The following is a 17,604-nucleotide window of genomic DNA, read 5'->3' on the forward strand; positions in this document are numbered from 1 at the left end:
ACCACGCTAATTTTAGGCATGTGCATGGGGTAAAATATTTTCTCCTATACCTGCTAAAACGCTATTTATCCGCCTTTTCAAACAACGCAATTAGCTCTTTACTGTTTTTTTAGTCCGGCCGAGTTCTACTGTGACCTGCAACGGTATATCCATTATAAGATCTATGTTAGCTCCTTGCAATGCCTCAGGCGTTTCATCATTTAATTGTTGGAATACTACCGGTTGAGCCTTAACGGCTTTTTCTGGTTCTGTTTTATTTACAACGGTTTGTTTAATTTCCGGCTTTTTAGGCTCGATCGGAGGCGCTTGAGCTTCTTCTTGTTTCTGCAACGGTTCATTGTCTGGAGCGTTCGGTGCGCCACCGAGCAGATTATTTACCAATTCTTTAGCAAAATCTATAGGCAGCAACTGCATCATCTCGCTTTTCAACAATGTGCCTATCTCCATACTGAACGCTATACGAACCAAAGGCTCATTGGAATCAAAAGCATCGTAAGGGGATTCATCGGTAAAATCAATGACAAATGCCCTCGGAGGGGATATATTTATGCTCTTATCGAACATCGTGGAAAGCGATGTGGCCGATGATCCGACCATCTGGTTCATAGCCTCCCCTATAGCGCTAAGATGCAGCTCGCTTATATCACCTGATACATTGGTGCCATCACCTCCCATCATAAGGTCGGTTATCAGTTTTACATCGTCTTCTTTTAATATCAACAGATTTACCCCTTCCAGCCCATGCGTGTACTTTACCTCAACGGCTACAAACGGTATGGGGTATTCTTTGCCCAATTCGGCCATAGTCGTAATATCCACCCTTGGAGTGGTTATCACAACTTTATTTCGTAAAAGAGTAGAAAGCGTAGTAGCTGCCGTCCCCATGCTTATATTACCTATTTCACCCAGCGCATCTTTCTCTACGTCCGTCAAGGCATCGTCGCCGCTATTCGTAGAATTGGATTGCTGGCCTCGCAGCAAAGCATCTATCTCTTCCTGGGATAGTATATCACTCATCGGTATCCTCCTCTTGATAAATCACTTCGGTTATTTTCACTGCCATATGGTTATGCCTTAATCCAGGTTTACCGTAAAATTTCGTTATATTGCCCACCATCACTTTAACGTGATTATCAACCCTTTCATCAAGCTGTATTATATCGCCAGGGCTCAACTGCATAAAATCGCCTACGCTTATTGTGCTTTCCCCTAATATAGCCCTTATAGGTATCTGCACGCTCTCTATGCGCTTGCGCAAAACATTAAATGAAGCTTCATCCAGCTCCGTTTTTTCTTTTTTCTCATTTGAGAACCAAAATCTTGTCGTAAGCTCATCGCTTATAGGCTCTATGGTAACATGGGGTATGCATATATTAACCATGCCCTCCACATCGCCCACCTTTAACATAAGTGTAACCAGCGCAGCTGTTTCGTTCGGCGCTATTATTTGAGCGAATTGAGCATTGGTCTCTATGCGCTCGAGTTTAGGCGTTACAGCGGCCACGTTGACCCACGATTCCTGAAGAAGGGTGCCTATCTGCCTTAATATGCGCTCCATAAGCGCTAGCTCTATCTCGGAAAACGTCGTCATTTCTTCGGTTACACGACCTGAGCCACCTAAAACCCTATCGATCACAGCATAAGCTATATTCGGAGCTATCTCGACCACTATTTTACCATCCATAGGTTGGAAATCCATTATACCCAATACGACCGGTTCGGGTAAGGAATTCATAAATTCATAATAGGTAAGCTCCTCTACCGATACTATATTCACTTGACAATATATGCGCAGAAAACCAGCCAGATAAGACGATAAATAACGACAAAAATTTTCGTGTAATATTTCCAATGTGCGGAGTTGCTCTTTTGAAAACTTATTAGGACGCCTGAAATCGTATACGCGTATTTTCTTTTCCTCATCAGTTTGCTCCATTATGTCGCTTACGCTTAGCTCGCCGGTATTTAACGCCTGAAGCAATTGATCTATTTCATCTTGCGACAGTACATCCGCCAATATAGGCCACCCCTTACTATTGAATTACAAATTCATTGAAATATATGTTTACCACAGCTCCTTCGCCAAACTTCTTATTTAGAGCTGATATTATCTCATTCTTCAGTTTGGACTGAAAACCATCCGCTGCTGCTTCTTCATCGGTCTTGTTGCTTAACACCGATACTATTATATCATTGACCATATAGTCTTTGCTGGTAAATTCGTCTAATATGGCGCCGTTAGCCACCTCTATGACCATGGTAACTTTTAAAAAGTGTCTGCTATCCTTCAAGTTAGTCACAAAACTGCCATCCTTAACGGTGGGCATGAAAATTTCCGTCTTATTTGCTGTGATATCCTGTCCGTTAGCATTGCTGGAAGATGTCATATAGTATGCTATTAGTGCAGCCGCCGCCAATACAACTATCATGGTTATCCACAAAAGCAGCTTGTTGTTTTTGGTCAATATTTATCCATCCTTTCATTGCGGATTTATATTGCTATTTATTTCCTCTGGGATCCATGTGCGCGTTATAACGATGTCCACCCGCCTGTTTTTAGCCCTGCCTTCTATTGTATCATTGGTCGCCACCGGATGATATTCGCCATACCCTACGGCCGACAGCATCTCAGGAGGCAAACGCTGCTGCTCCACAAAATAGCGCAACACCGTTACAGCGCGTGCTGTGGACAGTTCCCAATTCGATGGAAACATGACGGTATGTATGGGTACGTTGTCGGTATGTCCTTCTATCCTGACGCCGCCTATTTGTTCCTGATACGTTTTTAGCACACCGGCTATATTATTCAATACCGGTAATGCGCTCGGTATGATATCGGCTTTCCCGGACTCGAACAGCACATTGTCCTTAAACCTCAGCAATATTTCCATCTTATTTTCGGTCATCTCTACGGTAGCCGATATATTGTTCTGTTGTATATACCTTTGCATATCCTCATACAATGCCTCGAACTCATCCTGCGGTTCGTTCGTTCTCTGCTCCAAATCCTGCCCCACATCGCCACCGGTGGCCGGTGCGCTGCTCATGCTGCGGCCGCCCTCCAATACGCCGAGGCTGGCCTGCAGCGACGCCACCATTGCCTTAAACTTCTGCGCGTCTATATTGGAAAAGGAAAATAGAAATATAAAGAATATTAGCAGGAGCGACATCATATCGCCATATGTAGTGAGCCACGACGGCGATTTGTTTCCTTCGTCGTTGCCGCGCTTCCTAGCCATTATTCAGCGCTTCTTCCCGTTGCTGCTCCACCTCTTGCTCGGCCACTGACAATAACCTGGGTGGTAAGAAAGCTTTCAGTTTCTCCTCTATGATCCTAGGGTTTTCTCCCGCTTGTATGGATAATACGCCCTCCAATACGAGCTCCTTCAACAGCATCTCTTCGGCGCTGCGTACCTTAAGCTTTTGAGCCATGGGCAGAAAAATCAGGTTAGCCAAAACCGATCCATAGAATGTCGTTATTATGGCAACGGCCATATTAGGGCCTATAGTATCAGGATCATTGAGGTTTTTCAGCATATTTATAAGGCCTATCAAAGTGCCTATCATACCGAAAGCCGGAGCATAATTGCCCATCGATTCCAAGATACCCCATCCTTGCTTGTGCCTCTCTTCAATGTAATTAAGTTCGGTCTCCATTATATTCTTTACCAGTTCCGGATCGGTGCCGTCCACTACGAGCAATATGCCCTTGCGCATAAAGGGATCATCCAATTGATAAGCCGCCTCTTCCAGCGCCAGCAATCCCTCTCTTCTAGCCGTATTGGCCATATTAAGTATTATGTCCATTATATCTTTAGGGTTCTGCTTTTTTACAAAAAAAACATTTTTTATTATGCCTAGCGTATTAAATACATTGGTCAACGGGTATGATATGAGCGTCGAGGCAATGGTACCGCCCAGCGTTATCATTATAGACGGCAGGTCATAGTATGTAAGCAAACTTGCATTCAACAGTATACCTATAGCGATAAACGCTATGCCCGCTATCAGACCGGCTATTGTAGCTATATCCATAATTATAGTGTGCGCCCTGTTTATGTACTGCTATAAACAGGGTTTCACATAACCCCCTTCCGATCAATTTCATTTTCGTTAATGCTGAAATCGGCAACGCTATGATAGCCTGCCATTCGCCTAAAAGCGATTATGCGTTTTATGACCTCGTCCACCGATTCGCTCACCACTATCTTGCTGCCGTTGGTCATGGTTATTACCGTATCGGGGGTAGCCTCCATCATCTCTATAAGGTCGTCGTTGACGACAAATTCTTTACCGTTAAGCCTTGTGAGTTTTATCATATATGCATGCCACCTTTCTAACCCAAAGCGGGATGTGCCGGCGCCCAGCCATTCTGCTGAACGCCGGATAAGTTAAATCATGCTAACGTTTCAGGTTGACCAATTCCTGGAGCATTTCATCCGAAGTGGTTATCACCCGGGAATTGGCTTGGAATCCCCTTTCGGTGATTATCATGTCGGTGAGCTCACGCGAAAGGTCAACATTCGACATCTCCAAAGCACCGGGCGTCAAATAGCCGGTACCATCTTGGCCTGGTTGCACTACGCCAGCTCCCGCAGGCGGCCCCGAGCTTATGGTTTCCCTATACATGTTCTGGCCTATCTTTTCGAGACCACCAGGGTTTACAAATTTAGCTAAGCCAACGATGTCTAAAGGAACTACGGTACCATCCGCTTGAATACCGCTTATCTGGCCGGTCTTGTCTATGACTACAGAGACATATAATGTCGGGTCTATTGTAATATTGCCGCCAGCCGTCGATTGCACATACATGCCATCTGGTGTAACAAGATTGCCGGCCGCATCGAGATGGAAATTACCCGCTCTGGTGTAGTAAGTGGCGGTACCGTCGTTTACCACAAAGAAACCGTCGCCGTTTATGGCCAGATCCAAAGGATTATCGGTTCTTTCTATACCGCCGGGGGTATGCAGGACATCTATGGCGCCCACGGCAGCGCCCAATCCAATCTGCTGTGGATTTGTGCCGCCCAACACACCAGGCGCCGAACCGGTCTTTATGGTCTGATTGAATACATCCTGAAAGGTAACGCGGCTGCTTTTGAAGCCAACGGTATTGACGTTGGCTATGTTATTGCCTATAACATCCATCCTTGTCTGGTGTACTCTCAAACCGGATACACCAGAAAACATTGATCTCATCATAATAAATACATCCTCCTCAGGTTTTATTCAGCGCTGAAAGCATCCTCTCCCTCGCTCAAGGTAGCAGAGCCCCCTGAAAAGGTCCAGCTCATATTATTACAGCGCCGTCTATGTTTGTAAAGATACTATCCGCTAAATGCTGCTTGTCTACAGCCGTTATTATGGTATTACTGCTCACGCTGACTATAAAGGCTTTATCCTGCATCAATATCAGCGACGATTTTATGCCTTTTGCCTGTGCTCTGGCTACCGCTTGGTTGAGTTTGTCAGCATCCTCGCCGGTCAAATTTATATTTCTATCTTTGATGCGCTGTTCGGCATGTTTGGAAAGCTTTATATCCAGCTTACCCTTCAGCACATCATCAAATGAAGCATCTTGTCGGACCGGCTTTTGATTATTGGCTTTTTCCGCAGGCGGCGACCAGACATAAGGGTTTAGATATATCTCATTGCTCATTGCTATCCCTTACTTCTGTCACATTCTCCAACGGCACATCGACAGCGCCTACGGTCAATATCGCTTGCCCATTGCTGAACTTAACGCTGTCCACTACGCCGCTTATCTGCTGTTGTGCTCCGTCTTCTGTCGGCATCGTTGCATATACCTCTTTACCTATCATTGCCACAGCCTGTGCCATGCTCAGATTGGCACTCATATTCTGCATCTGCTCTAATGAGCTGAACTGAGCCATCTGTGCTATAAAAGCCTTGTCGTCCATCGGGTCCAAAGGATTTTGATTCTGCATCTGTACGGCCAATAACTTCAAAAAATCGTCCTGTCCCAACTTAGCTGATTTATTTATAACCGTACTGGCCTGCGCACTGCTCATAGTATTGATCGAACTCACATACATCGTCTTTCACCTGCCTTTTCATACATATTGATTTATGCTGCTGTGTTCATCCCATACATCCCACAGCTTTTCTGTGCCGTAATGCATTGGTTCATTAAAAGCCGACGACTCCGGATAATTACTACCGCTATATTGATGCCGCTCTGTCCAACCGCTGCTATTGCTCCATGTTTCTTGCATATTATGCTGGCTCAATGTCAGAGTAAGCTGCGCTGAATCAAATCCGCTGCGCTGCACGACTTGCTGCAATTGATTCATACTGCTATCTATAATCTGATATGCCGCCGAAGTATCGGCTATTATGTGAGCGCTTAATCTGCCGTCCGCATATTGCATTTCTACAGCTATACGGCCCATATTCTCGGGCTGGAGCTGAAATATCATTTTACCACCCGATGCCGGCTGTTTATTGGCTGACAAATATCGTTGCAGCTCATCGATTATTGTATCCGCAGCATCTTTCAACGGTACATCCATCTTTTGCGCGTCGATACCGATTATATCATTAGAAGGCATACCGGCATGGTTTGCCTTATTAAAGGCGATATCGATTACCTTGCCGATGGTCGAGTCGGATAGCTGACGGCTGTCGGGTAAATCCTGTTCCGCGCTTTCGACATCTCCGACATTCATATCGTGCTTAATCTCCATATTATCTTCGGCAGCCACTGATAATGGTTCTGTTATATTATGGGATGCCTTTGCCGATATAACGTCACCTGACGCAGCTAAGCTTTGCGAACCTTCATTTACAGCGCTCCCAAATTCGGCAGGAGCACGCGCGGTATTGCTTAGCATTACCAGCTTCGGCTTTACATCGGCTATATTGACGCCCTTTTGCTCCAGCGCTTGCAATAACCGATCTAAGTTGCTTTCACCGGGCTTATCTGCATGCTCACCATACGTCGCAACCCTGACGCCGGGTTCATTCAATTCAAAGAATGTCGGGAGCTTGGCTTTCTCTATCAGTGCGGCGAGTTTTGCGGCGGCACCATCGATCGTCGGTTCAACGGCCGCACCTTCATGATGGCCAATAAGGCTATTAACAATATCGTATAGCACACCAACATCGCTATCACCCAGCGCCTGTACCAATCGATACAAACTGCCGTCATCCGGCTTATCCGTTTGTTTCTCGTTTGCAGCAGGGCTAACGCTGATATCATCTTCTATTGCACCCTCCTGCCGAGCGGTCATGCTCCTGATAGCACCTTGCAGGTCGGCATCACCGGCCTTTATCATCCCATACAATAAGCCATCGCCTAGCGATAGACCACTGTCGGCATTGAATTCCACATCGGCAAGACCGCTGTTATCCAGATCCGCCATGCCCATCTCCGAATTATTTGCAAGCATGGCATCTGACATAACCATTAAGCCGGCGATTATAGCATTTACTGTATCGTCCGGTTTAGGCTTTTTATCGTCTGCCACCTGTCGGCTTGATAATGCGGCCAGCAAATCTAAGAAAGCAATACCCTTGTTATCCGATGAACCAGGCGAGCTCGCTACGCTTGTTGCATTTTGCGTTTGCAATACCAGATCATTTATCACCTGAGATATCATCATTTTCATCACCTCCTTTCAAGGCTAATCTGTCGTCTACGGCTGCATAATCTTTGTCAGTTCCGCCGCTCTTTTTGATTCCATTTGCGCCAATATAGCAGCCGCTTTATCCTCTTTCATCCCTTTCAATATATCTATTATAAGGCCGTCATTATCCACCGCAGACAATATAGCGGCTGCCTGTTTGGCATCCATGCTCTCATACATTTTAGCCATATCGGCTATAGCCATTTGTCTGCTGTTCAATTCGGCCTCTTTGGCCGCCAGTTCCTGTTCCTTTTGCGCCAATTGTTTTTCCTTGTCATCCACCGTCTTTTGGCGTTTTTCCAGTTCGGCTTCTTTATTTGCAAGCAATGTTTCTTTTGCTTTTAAATCGGCATCTTTTTTGTTTAACGCCGCCGTCTGCTCTTCTATAGCGGCTTTGGCTTCTAGCTCCGGACCATTTATTACAGGTCCTATAAACGGAACAGTCGATATCATCTCCCTAATGCCCGCTATATTAAATATTATAGCCGCCTCAAATACCGCCAATAAAATGAATATTATAGCCAGAACTATGGGCAAAGCCGATCTGCCGCCGTTATTTTCAGGCATTTTCTCTCTCCTCAAAATACTTGTGGGATAAGACGTTATCTATAACCTTCTCCTCCTCATGATAAAATTCATGCACATATGTTTCCCAATATTTACCTCGCAATGTCGATAGTATTTTTTCATCCTGAGCCGCTTTTATAAGCTGCGCTCGTATATTATCCGCTTCATATTGGAGCTTCGCCAAGCAGCGCTGCTGATCCTTTATATCCATACCCAGCTTCTTAATATAATCGCCGTATATCCTGGCCGTATTAGCATCGCATCCAGCCTGCAGATTGCTTTCCAACTCATCGCATATCCAATCATTATATCGTTTTAAGGTGTCGACATTAGCGCGTTGTTCCAAAAGTTCCTTGTTTTTCAACGCCAGCCTGTCCTCTAAATCTTTTTCTAATTGTCCCCTATAATTCAGTACGCTCTGTAATCTAAAACTAAAGCGTTTCATAATTCACCTGCGCTATCCGTTTATAATATTTTCCATCATTGACAATACCTCCGGCAAACTGAAGGCTTGTCCCACAGGCTGCTGTAAAAAAGCATTTATATCATCTATATGGTCTATCGCATAGTCTATATCCCGGCTGCTCCCTCTTACATAAGCGCCTATATTTATAAGATCCTCGGCTCCCTTATACACAGCCATGATCTTTTTTATCTGAGATGCCAACGTCATATGCCTGTCGGTTACGACATCAGGCATGACCCTGCTGACGCTTGCCAATACATCTATAGACGGATAGTGGTTTCGATTAGCTAATTCTCTGGATAATACTATATGGCCATCCAATATACTGCGCGCGTTATCGGTGACAGGTTCGTTAAAATCATCGCCGTCTACCAGCACGGTATATATACCGGTAATGCTGCCTTTATCCGATGTCCCTGCTCGTTCCAACAGCCTTGGCATGGTGGCAAATACCGATGGCGTATAACCACGCGATACGGGGGGTTCACCTATAGCCAAGCCGACCTCGCGTTGGGCCATAGCGAATCTTGTAAGCGAATCCATCATCAACAACACGTTGCGCCCTTGATCCCTAAAGTACTCGGCTATTGCAGTAGCCACAAATGCGGCTTTAGTCCTGATAAGAGGGGATTGATCCGATGTGGCTACTACGAGCACCGAACGGGTCAGCCCATCTCCCAGATCTTTTTCTATGAATTCCTTCACCTCTCTGCCACGCTCTCCTACCAGCGCTATCACATTCACATCCGCTGATGCATAACGCGCCATCATACCCATGAGCGTGCTTTTACCCACGCCGCTGCCCGCAAATACACCCATCCTTTGCCCGTATCCGCACGTGAAAAGACCGTCTACCGCTTTTATGCCCAATACGATAGGGTCGCATATGCGCCGGCGGACCATCGGATCAGGCGGATCTTTTTCCACATCATAATACGTATCAGTGTTCAACGGCCCTGCCGCATCCATAGGCCGCCCTAACCCGTCCAATACCCGTCCTAATAAGCCGGGACCCACCGGTACCGTAAGCGAGGTATTCATGGCAATGACAGTACTACCCGGGCCGATGCCTTTAACATTGCCCAGCGGCATGAGCAGAATGCGTTCTTCTCTGAAACCGACGACCTCGGCTATTGTAGAAATCGAACCATCCTGCGATAATATCCTGCACAAACGGCCTATTTCCACACCCGGCCCGTCAGCCTCTATTGTAAGGCCGGTCAGACGCGAAACCGCTCCCCTGTATTCTATTGAGTCAATATTTTTAATCGCCTCTTTATACTTGTCAAGCGATATCACTTATCCGTTCACCGCCTTAGACAATGACCTTAGTTTAGCGGCTATTATATCCATTTGCGTATCTATGCTGGCATCAATGGTACCTGTCGGCGTATCTATTAAGCACGTGCCTTCATCTATGGCCGCGTCTTTCAATATTGTAATATTCACATTCTCGCCTTTGGCCGATGTAAAATCGGTTAGATGCTCTATCAGCGTTCCATAATCCTCATCGCGCACTCTAATAGTTATGCCATCGCTATAATAACAGCGCTTTAAAGCCTTCTTAGCCAGATATACTATAGTGTCCCTATCAACGCTTATTTCGTGTTCCAATACCTCTTTGGCTATGCTTATGGCCAATTCCACCAACTCTCTCTCAGCATCACGCATGGCCTTATCTTTCTCTTTTCGAGCGTCATCGACCATATGCCGAGCTTCGGCTATCATATCATCGTATTGGCTGCGCCCGGCTTGCAATCCATCTTTATAGCCATCATTATAACCCCTGTCATAGCCATCCTTACGAGCGCTCTCAAAAATCTGCTGCTGCAATGCTTTGGCCTCGCTCTCAGCCTCTTTTATTATGCTTTCTGCCCGCCGGCCGGCCTCTTCTAAAATAGTATCAACCGGCACATCGTTATCCGGTGCATGCTCTTCTTGGCCAACCTGTTCCTTATGTACAGATATCATTATATCTTCCAATACGTAAGGAGAAGAATAATAAAGCTGCACATTCCCGTCTTTATAAACTTTAGACAATGATCTCATCCCCTCCGCCGCGTGAAATAACTATTTCGCCGGCATCTTCAAGTTTCCTTATGACGTTTACTATAGCTTGTTGGGCCTCCTCTACATCACGGAGCCTGACCGGACCCATAAACTGCATATCCTCTTTAATCATATCCTGCATACGTTTGGACATATTGTTGAACAATACATTGGCCACATCCTCGCTGGCGCCTTTTAGCGCCAACGCCAACTGATTGTTGTCGATTTCTCTCAAGAACCTCTGTATGGAACGGTTATCCATAGCAGCTATGTCCTCAAATACGAACATGCGTTTCTTTATCTCATCGGCCAATTCGGGGTTTTTGACATCGAGCGTCTCTAAAATATTCTTCTCAGTACCGCGGTCGGCCGCATTGAGTATCTCTACTACGGCCTGTATGCCACCTGCGGAGGTATAATCGGTCATTGCCACCGATGATAATTTTCTTTCTAGTATACGCTCCACTTCTTTTATTATATCCGGCGATGTCCTATCCATCTGTGCAATCCGCATGGCTACATCAACCTGCTTGTCAGACGGCAGTGCGGAAAGAATAGCCGCGGCCTGCTGTGGACGCAGGTATGACAGCACCAATGCTATAGCTTGAGGATGCTCTCCCTGTATAAGATTGAGCAGTTGATTGGGATCGGTGCGCCGCACCATATCGAACGGCCTAACCTGAAGAGACGACGTGAGTTTGTTTATCAAGTCCAAAGCCTTTTGATTGCCTAATGCTTTCTCCAGTACCTCCCTCGCATAGCCTATGCCGCCCTCGCTTATATAGTTTTGTGCCAAGCATATCTGATAAAATTCTTCTACTATTTTGTCTTTCTCTTCCTGGGTTACCTTATTTACATTGGCTATACCGAGGGTTAACTGCTCTATTTCCTCTTCTCGTAGATGCTTGTATACTTTAGCAGCTTTCTCCGGCCCTAAGGCTATAATAAGTATAGCAGCTTTCTCTTTGCCGGAAATGCCGGTTCTACCTGCCATAATCCATCATCCACCTTCATTCTTCATTAAGCCATGTTCTCAACAGTTGCGCTACTACGTCTGGCTTTTGATCCACTAATTTCTCTATTTGCTGCTTTATCTTGGTATGCTCATCCTCCGATTCCATCGGTATCTCTTCTATCGATACCCCCTCCGGAACTGCAGCTTCGGCCATCTCTGTCTCGGCAGCTCTTCTTCGTGCATTTGTTGCTCTAACAGCTATAAACACTGCTGCACCCACTACAGCAGCGGCTATCAAGCCTAACATAATATTCCTCATGTTCTCGGCTTGTTTCTGCTGCTGGGAGGCATTCAGCGCATTGTTTATATCCTCTTGCAATGACGCGACTGAGAAAGGCATAGCCTGGACGGTTACATATTGGGCGTCTATGCCGGCTGCGCCTGCTACTACCGACTGCACCTGCTGGCGAACCTGTTCGCTTATATTTTCTCCATCTACCACTACCGATATCGTCATGCTTTTGAGTTTGCCCTGCGCCTCTTCTACCTGCTGCTTCAACTGATTTACCTCATAATTTATCGTGTTCTCTTCTTTGTTGTATTCCGAATTGGCTTGATTGGTTGCTGGATAACCATTAGGATTATTCTGTGTATTATCTCCATTAGGAAGAGGGGTACCACCTCCCGTATCAGCTCCATTTGTAGCAGTACCTGGCACTTCTCCGGCAGGCATATTGACCATGCTTTCCTTTATGGTCTGCATGCTTACGGCTATACCCTCATCATCGAGAACCGGTTGCCATTGTATGCTCTCCGAAGAACGTTTATCGAAATCCAGTTGCACCCCTACTCCTACCACCACTTTTTTATGGCCAAATATAGGCTCTAATAGCTGTAGGAGCTCCTGCTGCAGCTCGTCCTGCACCTTCTTCTCAAGATCTACTTGTTGGTCGGCTGTGGCAATATCGTCTTCTTTTTTCTCTACGCTCAATATATTAGCCTGATCATCGATTACAGTGACATTCTCAGGTTGCAATCCTATCACACTTTTGGCCACCAATTGTTGAATACCGCTCACCTGGGCCGATTTCATCTCAACGCCGGGAGACAGCTTGAGCAATACCGATGCTGTGGCCGGTTGAACATCCTCTTTTAGCACAAAGGAATCCTCCTCCGGCACGCTTATGTTTACCACTGCCTGGTCTACGCCTTGTATGGTCATAATGGATTCCTGCAGGCGCTCCTGCTGCTGAAATATGTAGAGTTTTTGCTCCTTATAGTCGGTGGTACCGAAGGCAGAGCTTTGCATAAACAAATCGTAGTTGCCGCCGGTCTTGGGTATACCCTCGGTGGCCAGCTGCATCCTTATCTTTGCATCCTGGCCTTTAGGCACTTCTATAGCTGTTCCTCCAGCGGCAGCTCGCCATGGTACACCCATCTCATCCAGCTTTTGCGTTATTTCACCAGCCTCCTTTATATCCAAGCCGCTATACAATACAGTGTATTGCTGGCGCCCCAATACTGCCCCGGTGATCGCAATGCCGGCTATGATAAGCACCGCCGCTATTATTATGCGATTTTTCTGCGCGGGGGTTAAACCCTGCCAGAATTCGTTGAGCTGCTTGCGCATATTAGAAAAAGTATCTTTAACCATCATATCTGCATATGCATAATTTCATTATATGCATCTATTATTTTATTTCTTATCTGTATGGTAAACTGCAATGCCAGATCGGCTTTTTCAGCCGCTATCATCGCGCTATGTATATCATCTATGCTACCGGTAGCCAGAGCCTCACCTGCCGCGTTGCTATCCTGTATAATGGAATTGAGCTTATCCATCGACTCCGACAATAAATCCTTGAAATCCACTTCACCGGCTTTAGCCGAGTTGGCAGACGAAATATTGCCGGTACCTATGGTAGTATTTATAGAAATAGGGTTGACAGGCATATTTCAATCCTCTCCTTTCTTCTTATCTCGCTATATCTATGGCCCGCATAGCCATATTTTTTGCGGCGTCTATAACCGTTACATTGGCCTCATATGATCGTGTGGCCGATACCATATCCACCATTTCCTCTGTCACATCCACATTGGGCATAAGTACGTAGCCATTTTGATCGGCATCCGGGTGTGAAGGATCATACGTCAATTTAAATGGCCTGGGATCGGGTACTATAGCCTGCACCTGTACCATTCCTGATGCTGATTGAGAGAAAAGCGGCATCTGGCGCACATACGGACCGCCTTCGGGCGTACGCGTGGTATTGACGTTGGCTATATTCTGCGATATTATATCCATGCGGAGGCGCTGCGCCGTCAGGCCCGAAGCGCTGTTATCTATAGCATTGAACATACCCATGATTATCACCTACCTCCATTTATGGCTGAACGCAACATTTGAAATTCTTTGGTCATTTTTTGAATAACGGCATTATAAGCGATGGTGGTCTTGGCCAAATCAGCCATTTCTAAATCGATGTCTACATTATTCCCATCCATGCGCATAGATGTATTTTGGGATTGTAAAACCTGAGGTTGTACGTCTGCCACAGACGAGGTGCCTATGGGAATATGCTTGATATTTGTAACCTTACCCTTAAACGCGTTATCATCCACCGCTGCCTTTAACGCGTCCTCAAATGCAACTTTAGAAGCCTTAAATCCGGGCGTATCGACATTGGCCACATTGTTTGAAATAACCTGGTTTCTCATCCATAAGCCATCCAGGGCTTTGCTCAAAACCTCTATTTGAGCTGTTTCTCCATCGACAAAATTCATATCTCACACCCCTTTGACTTTCTTTACATCATTATATCATATTTTAACGCAAACGAAACATTTTTTTACGTATTTTTAACAAAACCATATTCAGTATACAATAAATCGACCGATTTCTACAATAGGACTATATTACCAAATTTATCATGTAATTTGTTCGACAAATTTTACGTTTAAGTCAAGCATAAAAAAAGCGCCTACAGCGCTTTAGATCAACTCCTGCAACTTTCTTTTCTTTAATTCATCAGGCAGCCCTTCGTTCAATATTCTTATATAGGTGCCCTTCATGCCCAGCGAACGCGACTCGATTATACCCGCGCTCTCCAACTTGCGCAAGGCGTTTACTATGACCGACCGCGTAATCCCGACTTTGTCAGCTATTTTACTGGCTATAAGGAGGCCCTCTTTCCCATTTAATTCATCCACTATCGACTCCACAGCTTCCAATTCGGAATACGACAGGGCATTTATAGCCAATTCAATCACAGCACGCTTTCTGGCCTCTTCTTCTATAAGCTCGGTACGTTTGCGCATTATCTCCATGCCCACTACGGTAGCACTGTATTCGGCTAATATAAGGTCTTCATCCTCAAATCTATTCCCGAATCTGGCGAATATCAGCGTACCAAGGCGCTGGCCTCCGCCATTTATAGGCACTATGGTAGTCAGTTTACCTGGGAAGAGACACGCTATGCTCGGATCAAATACACAACTATTGTGCTGTTGCGCAATATTAGCCTTAGTTGTCGGTGATTGAAGGAGCTTTCTGCTGTAATCGCTGGGAAAACGCTTCTGCTTTAATATTTCCTCTTCTATTACTGAACATTTGAAATTTTCCATCAATTTATAGCCCAATAATGCTCCTTTATCGTCTACCAGGTATACATTGGACTGCAATACTTCGCTCAACAAAGCACAAATATCAGCAAATGACAGAAAATGCGCATCTGAATTCTGAAGTATGCTGTTCAGTCGCCTGGTTTTCTCTAATAACGGAATACTCATGGTATCAACTCCATCTATCATAGTATATATTTACTTATATCTTTATCCTGAACGGTTCCTTTTAAAACACCTTGAACATACGCTTTATCCACAATTATCTCATTGCCTCTGCTGACTGGCATTTCATATGATATATCCTCGAGCAGTTTCTCCATTACTGTATGAAGGCGCCTTGCCCCTATGTTTTCATTATTTTCATTTATCACATATGCCATGCGCGCTATTTCATCTATGGCATCTTCTGTAAACTCTAACTCCAGATTATCGGCCGACATCAACGCTTTATATTGTTTAATGAGGGCATTTTGAGGTTGCGTCAATATTTGCTTAAAGTCTTGTTGCGATAAGCTGTCTAACTGAACCAACACGGGAAAACGGCCTTGAAGCTCCGGTATCAAATCCGATACTTTGGCTATGTGAAATGCCCCGGCCGCTATAAACAGCATATAGTCGGTTTTGACCGGCCCATATTTTGTCATAACCGTGGTACCTTCCACTATAGGCAATATGTCCCTCTGAACACCCTCTCTGGATACATCCGGCCCGGCGCCGCCTTCTCTGCCGGCCACCTTATCCAATTCGTCGATAAATATTATCCCCTCTTGCTCGGCCTTGTTCAATGCCTCTTCGGTCACTTCGTCCATATCTATGAGCTTTTGCGCTTCTTCCTGTTCGAAAATACGCCTGGCTTCTTTCACAGTGACCCTTCTCTTTTTCATCTTTTTTGGAAATAAATTGCCGAACATATCTTGCATGTTTATGGCCAGATCATCCATACCTATCGCTGAAAATATGCCCATACCCGATACGGCGTTGTCCTGTACTTCTATCTCTATATATCTGCCATCCAGCTCACCTGCATCCAACATTTCCTTCATGCGCAGCCGACCATCGGCGGAATTATCAACCAACGTTTCGCTATATTCATCTTCTTTATCATCGGTATCCTGACCGCCGAAAAAAGCCTCCAACGGATTTTTGGCGCTGTTTCTTTTCCTTCGCGGCGGCAATAAAACGTCCAGCAAGCGCTCTTCCGCAAGCTGCTTAGCCCTGTCAGCCACCTCGGACATTTTCTGATTTTTTACCATGCGTATGGCCACTTCCACTAAATCCCTCACCATGGATTCGACATCACGCCCTACATAGCCTACCTCTGTATACTTTGTAGCTTCGACCTTTATAAAAGGTGCATTGACCAATTTAGCCAGCCGGCGAGCGATCTCGGTCTTACCGACACCTGTAGGACCCATCATTATGATATTCTTCGGCATGATTTCTTCTCTCATCTCCAGTGGGAGCAGATTACGCCTATGTCTATTCCTAAGCGCTACAGCTACGGCTTTTTTAGCCTTATGCTGCCCTATAATGTACTTATCTAATTCTTCTACTATCTGTTTAGGTGTATATTCCATGAGCTTATACCTCTTCTACAGTGATATTGGTATTAGTATAAATGCATATGGAAGACGCTATTTCAAGAGCCTTATATGCTATATCAGATGCCGAAAGATCGGTGTTATTGGCTAATGCTCTGCCGGCCGCCAATGCGTAAGGGCCGCCTGACCCTATGGCCGCCACATTGTCATCCGGTTCTATAACCTCTCCGTTACCCGATATAACCAGCATTCTTTCTTTATCGGCAGCGATCATAAGGGCCTCCAGTTTGCGCATAACCTTATCGCTGCGCCAATCTTGCGCCAATTCTACGGCTGCTCTTAATAGATTACCGCTATGCTGCTGCAGTTTATCTTCAAATCTCTCAGACAGGGTGAATGCATCGGCCACCGACCCTGCAAATCCGATAACAACCTCGTTGTTATATATCCGTCTAACCTTCCTGGCATGATGTTTCATGATAGTATTTTCGCCCATAGTAACCTGACCGTCTCCTGCCACCGCAGTCTTTCCGTCTTTTTTTACAGCTACTATGGTAGTTCCTTTTAGCATAAACACAATCCTCCGATATTCGCTTTACTGATGAGAACATATTATCACAATGCCGCTCGATTATCAATAGACGATATTAGGCCCTGCAATTCGTAATGTGGCAAATTCAGCGCCTGCAAAGATATAAATCCTACGCCCGCTATAGGCTTGACATATATACCTCGCTACGGCTGTGAAGCTGG

At 45.5% G+C, this 17,604-nt stretch carries 22 protein-coding genes; all 22 read right to left on the bottom strand.

Annotation, left to right across the window (positions count from 1 at the left end):
* Positions 1–90 precede the first annotated feature (90 nt).
* Complete coding sequence (fliY, locus tag JG770_RS07505) at positions 91–1,017, bottom strand: flagellar motor switch phosphatase FliY (RefSeq protein WP_291957229.1); 927 nt, start codon at positions 1,015–1,017, stop codon at positions 91–93.
* Positions 1,010–2,017, bottom strand: a complete 1,008-nt coding sequence (fliM, locus tag JG770_RS07510; RefSeq protein ID WP_291957231.1) for a flagellar motor switch protein FliM — start codon at positions 2,015–2,017, stop codon at positions 1,010–1,012. Before fliM ends, fliY begins: the two co-directional genes overlap by 8 nt.
* A 16-nt stretch (positions 2,018–2,033) precedes the next feature.
* A complete protein-coding gene (locus JG770_RS07515; protein ID WP_291957233.1) occupies positions 2,034–2,465 on the bottom strand; it encodes a flagellar basal body-associated FliL family protein in 432 nt (143 codons plus the stop codon).
* Positions 2,466–2,480: 15 nt separating this feature from the next.
* On the bottom strand, positions 2,481–3,239 hold the full coding sequence (locus JG770_RS07520; RefSeq protein ID WP_291957236.1) for an OmpA family protein: 759 nt from the start codon (positions 3,237–3,239) through the stop codon (positions 2,481–2,483).
* On the bottom strand, positions 3,232–4,035 hold the full coding sequence (locus tag JG770_RS07525; RefSeq protein WP_291957239.1) for a motility protein A: 804 nt from the start codon (positions 4,033–4,035) through the stop codon (positions 3,232–3,234). Before JG770_RS07525 ends, JG770_RS07520 begins: the two co-directional genes overlap by 8 nt.
* 44 nt (positions 4,036–4,079) lie before the next feature.
* Positions 4,080–4,319 carry a flagellar FlbD family protein gene (locus JG770_RS07530; RefSeq protein WP_291957241.1) on the bottom strand — a complete coding sequence of 80 codons (240 nt, stop codon included), beginning with the start codon at positions 4,317–4,319 and terminating at the stop codon, positions 4,080–4,082.
* Positions 4,320–4,401: 82 nt separating this feature from the next.
* A complete protein-coding gene (locus JG770_RS07535) occupies positions 4,402–5,202 on the bottom strand; it encodes a flagellar hook-basal body complex protein (protein WP_291957244.1) in 801 nt (266 codons plus the stop codon).
* Positions 5,203–5,290: 88 nt separating this feature from the next.
* The gene (locus JG770_RS07540) at positions 5,291–5,659 is read right to left on the bottom strand and encodes a TIGR02530 family flagellar biosynthesis protein (RefSeq protein WP_291957248.1); all 369 of its coding nucleotides are present in this window, start codon (positions 5,657–5,659) and stop codon (positions 5,291–5,293) included.
* Positions 5,649–6,056: a flagellar hook capping FlgD N-terminal domain-containing protein gene (locus JG770_RS07545; RefSeq protein ID WP_291957251.1), complete on the bottom strand. Its 408-nt coding sequence runs from the start codon at positions 6,054–6,056 to the stop codon at positions 5,649–5,651. The genes JG770_RS07540 and JG770_RS07545 overlap by 11 nt, the downstream gene beginning before the upstream one ends.
* 18 nt (positions 6,057–6,074) lie before the next feature.
* Complete coding sequence (locus JG770_RS07550) at positions 6,075–7,625, bottom strand: flagellar hook-length control protein FliK (RefSeq protein ID WP_291957254.1); 1,551 nt, start codon at positions 7,623–7,625, stop codon at positions 6,075–6,077.
* 33 nt (positions 7,626–7,658) lie between these two features.
* Positions 7,659–8,216, bottom strand: coding sequence for a hypothetical protein (locus JG770_RS07555; protein ID WP_291957257.1), 558 nt, complete (start codon positions 8,214–8,216; stop codon positions 7,659–7,661).
* Positions 8,209–8,661 (bottom strand): flagellar export protein FliJ, encoded by a 453-nt coding sequence (gene fliJ / locus JG770_RS07560; RefSeq protein ID WP_291957258.1) that lies wholly within the window; start codon positions 8,659–8,661, stop codon positions 8,209–8,211. The genes JG770_RS07555 and fliJ overlap by 8 nt, the downstream gene beginning before the upstream one ends.
* A 12-nt stretch (positions 8,662–8,673) precedes the next feature.
* Positions 8,674–9,981 carry a flagellar protein export ATPase FliI gene (fliI, locus tag JG770_RS07565; protein ID WP_363320965.1) on the bottom strand — a complete coding sequence of 436 codons (1,308 nt, stop codon included), beginning with the start codon at positions 9,979–9,981 and terminating at the stop codon, positions 8,674–8,676.
* A complete protein-coding gene (locus tag JG770_RS07570) occupies positions 9,982–10,722 on the bottom strand; it encodes a FliH/SctL family protein (protein ID WP_291957262.1) in 741 nt (246 codons plus the stop codon).
* Positions 10,715–11,725 (bottom strand): flagellar motor switch protein FliG, encoded by a 1,011-nt coding sequence (fliG, locus tag JG770_RS07575; RefSeq protein ID WP_291957264.1) that lies wholly within the window; start codon positions 11,723–11,725, stop codon positions 10,715–10,717. Before fliG ends, JG770_RS07570 begins: the two co-directional genes overlap by 8 nt.
* Before the next feature lie 16 nt (positions 11,726–11,741).
* On the bottom strand, positions 11,742–13,343 hold the full coding sequence (gene fliF, locus JG770_RS07580; RefSeq protein ID WP_291957266.1) for a flagellar basal-body MS-ring/collar protein FliF: 1,602 nt from the start codon (positions 13,341–13,343) through the stop codon (positions 11,742–11,744).
* On the bottom strand, positions 13,340–13,639 hold the full coding sequence (gene fliE, locus JG770_RS07585; RefSeq protein WP_291957270.1) for a flagellar hook-basal body complex protein FliE: 300 nt from the start codon (positions 13,637–13,639) through the stop codon (positions 13,340–13,342). Before fliE ends, fliF begins: the two co-directional genes overlap by 4 nt.
* 22 nt (positions 13,640–13,661) lie before the next feature.
* Positions 13,662–14,051: a flagellar basal body rod protein FlgC gene (flgC, locus tag JG770_RS07590; RefSeq protein ID WP_291957273.1), complete on the bottom strand. Its 390-nt coding sequence runs from the start codon at positions 14,049–14,051 to the stop codon at positions 13,662–13,664.
* A 5-nt stretch (positions 14,052–14,056) separates the two neighbouring features.
* Complete coding sequence (gene flgB, locus JG770_RS07595) at positions 14,057–14,470, bottom strand: flagellar basal body rod protein FlgB (protein WP_291957275.1); 414 nt, start codon at positions 14,468–14,470, stop codon at positions 14,057–14,059.
* 207 nt (positions 14,471–14,677) lie between these two features.
* Complete coding sequence (gene codY / locus JG770_RS07600) at positions 14,678–15,475, bottom strand: GTP-sensing pleiotropic transcriptional regulator CodY (RefSeq protein WP_291957278.1); 798 nt, start codon at positions 15,473–15,475, stop codon at positions 14,678–14,680.
* 17 nt (positions 15,476–15,492) lie between these two features.
* Positions 15,493–16,887 (bottom strand): ATP-dependent protease ATPase subunit HslU, encoded by a 1,395-nt coding sequence (gene hslU, locus JG770_RS07605; RefSeq protein ID WP_291957281.1) that lies wholly within the window; start codon positions 16,885–16,887, stop codon positions 15,493–15,495.
* A 4-nt stretch (positions 16,888–16,891) separates the two neighbouring features.
* On the bottom strand, positions 16,892–17,422 hold the full coding sequence (hslV, locus tag JG770_RS07610) for an ATP-dependent protease subunit HslV (protein ID WP_291957283.1): 531 nt from the start codon (positions 17,420–17,422) through the stop codon (positions 16,892–16,894).
* Between the last annotated feature and the right edge of the window lie 182 nt (positions 17,423–17,604).

Source organism: Mahella sp. (genome assembly GCF_020054945.1).
Lineage (GTDB): Bacteria > Bacillota > Clostridia > Mahellales > Mahellaceae > Mahella.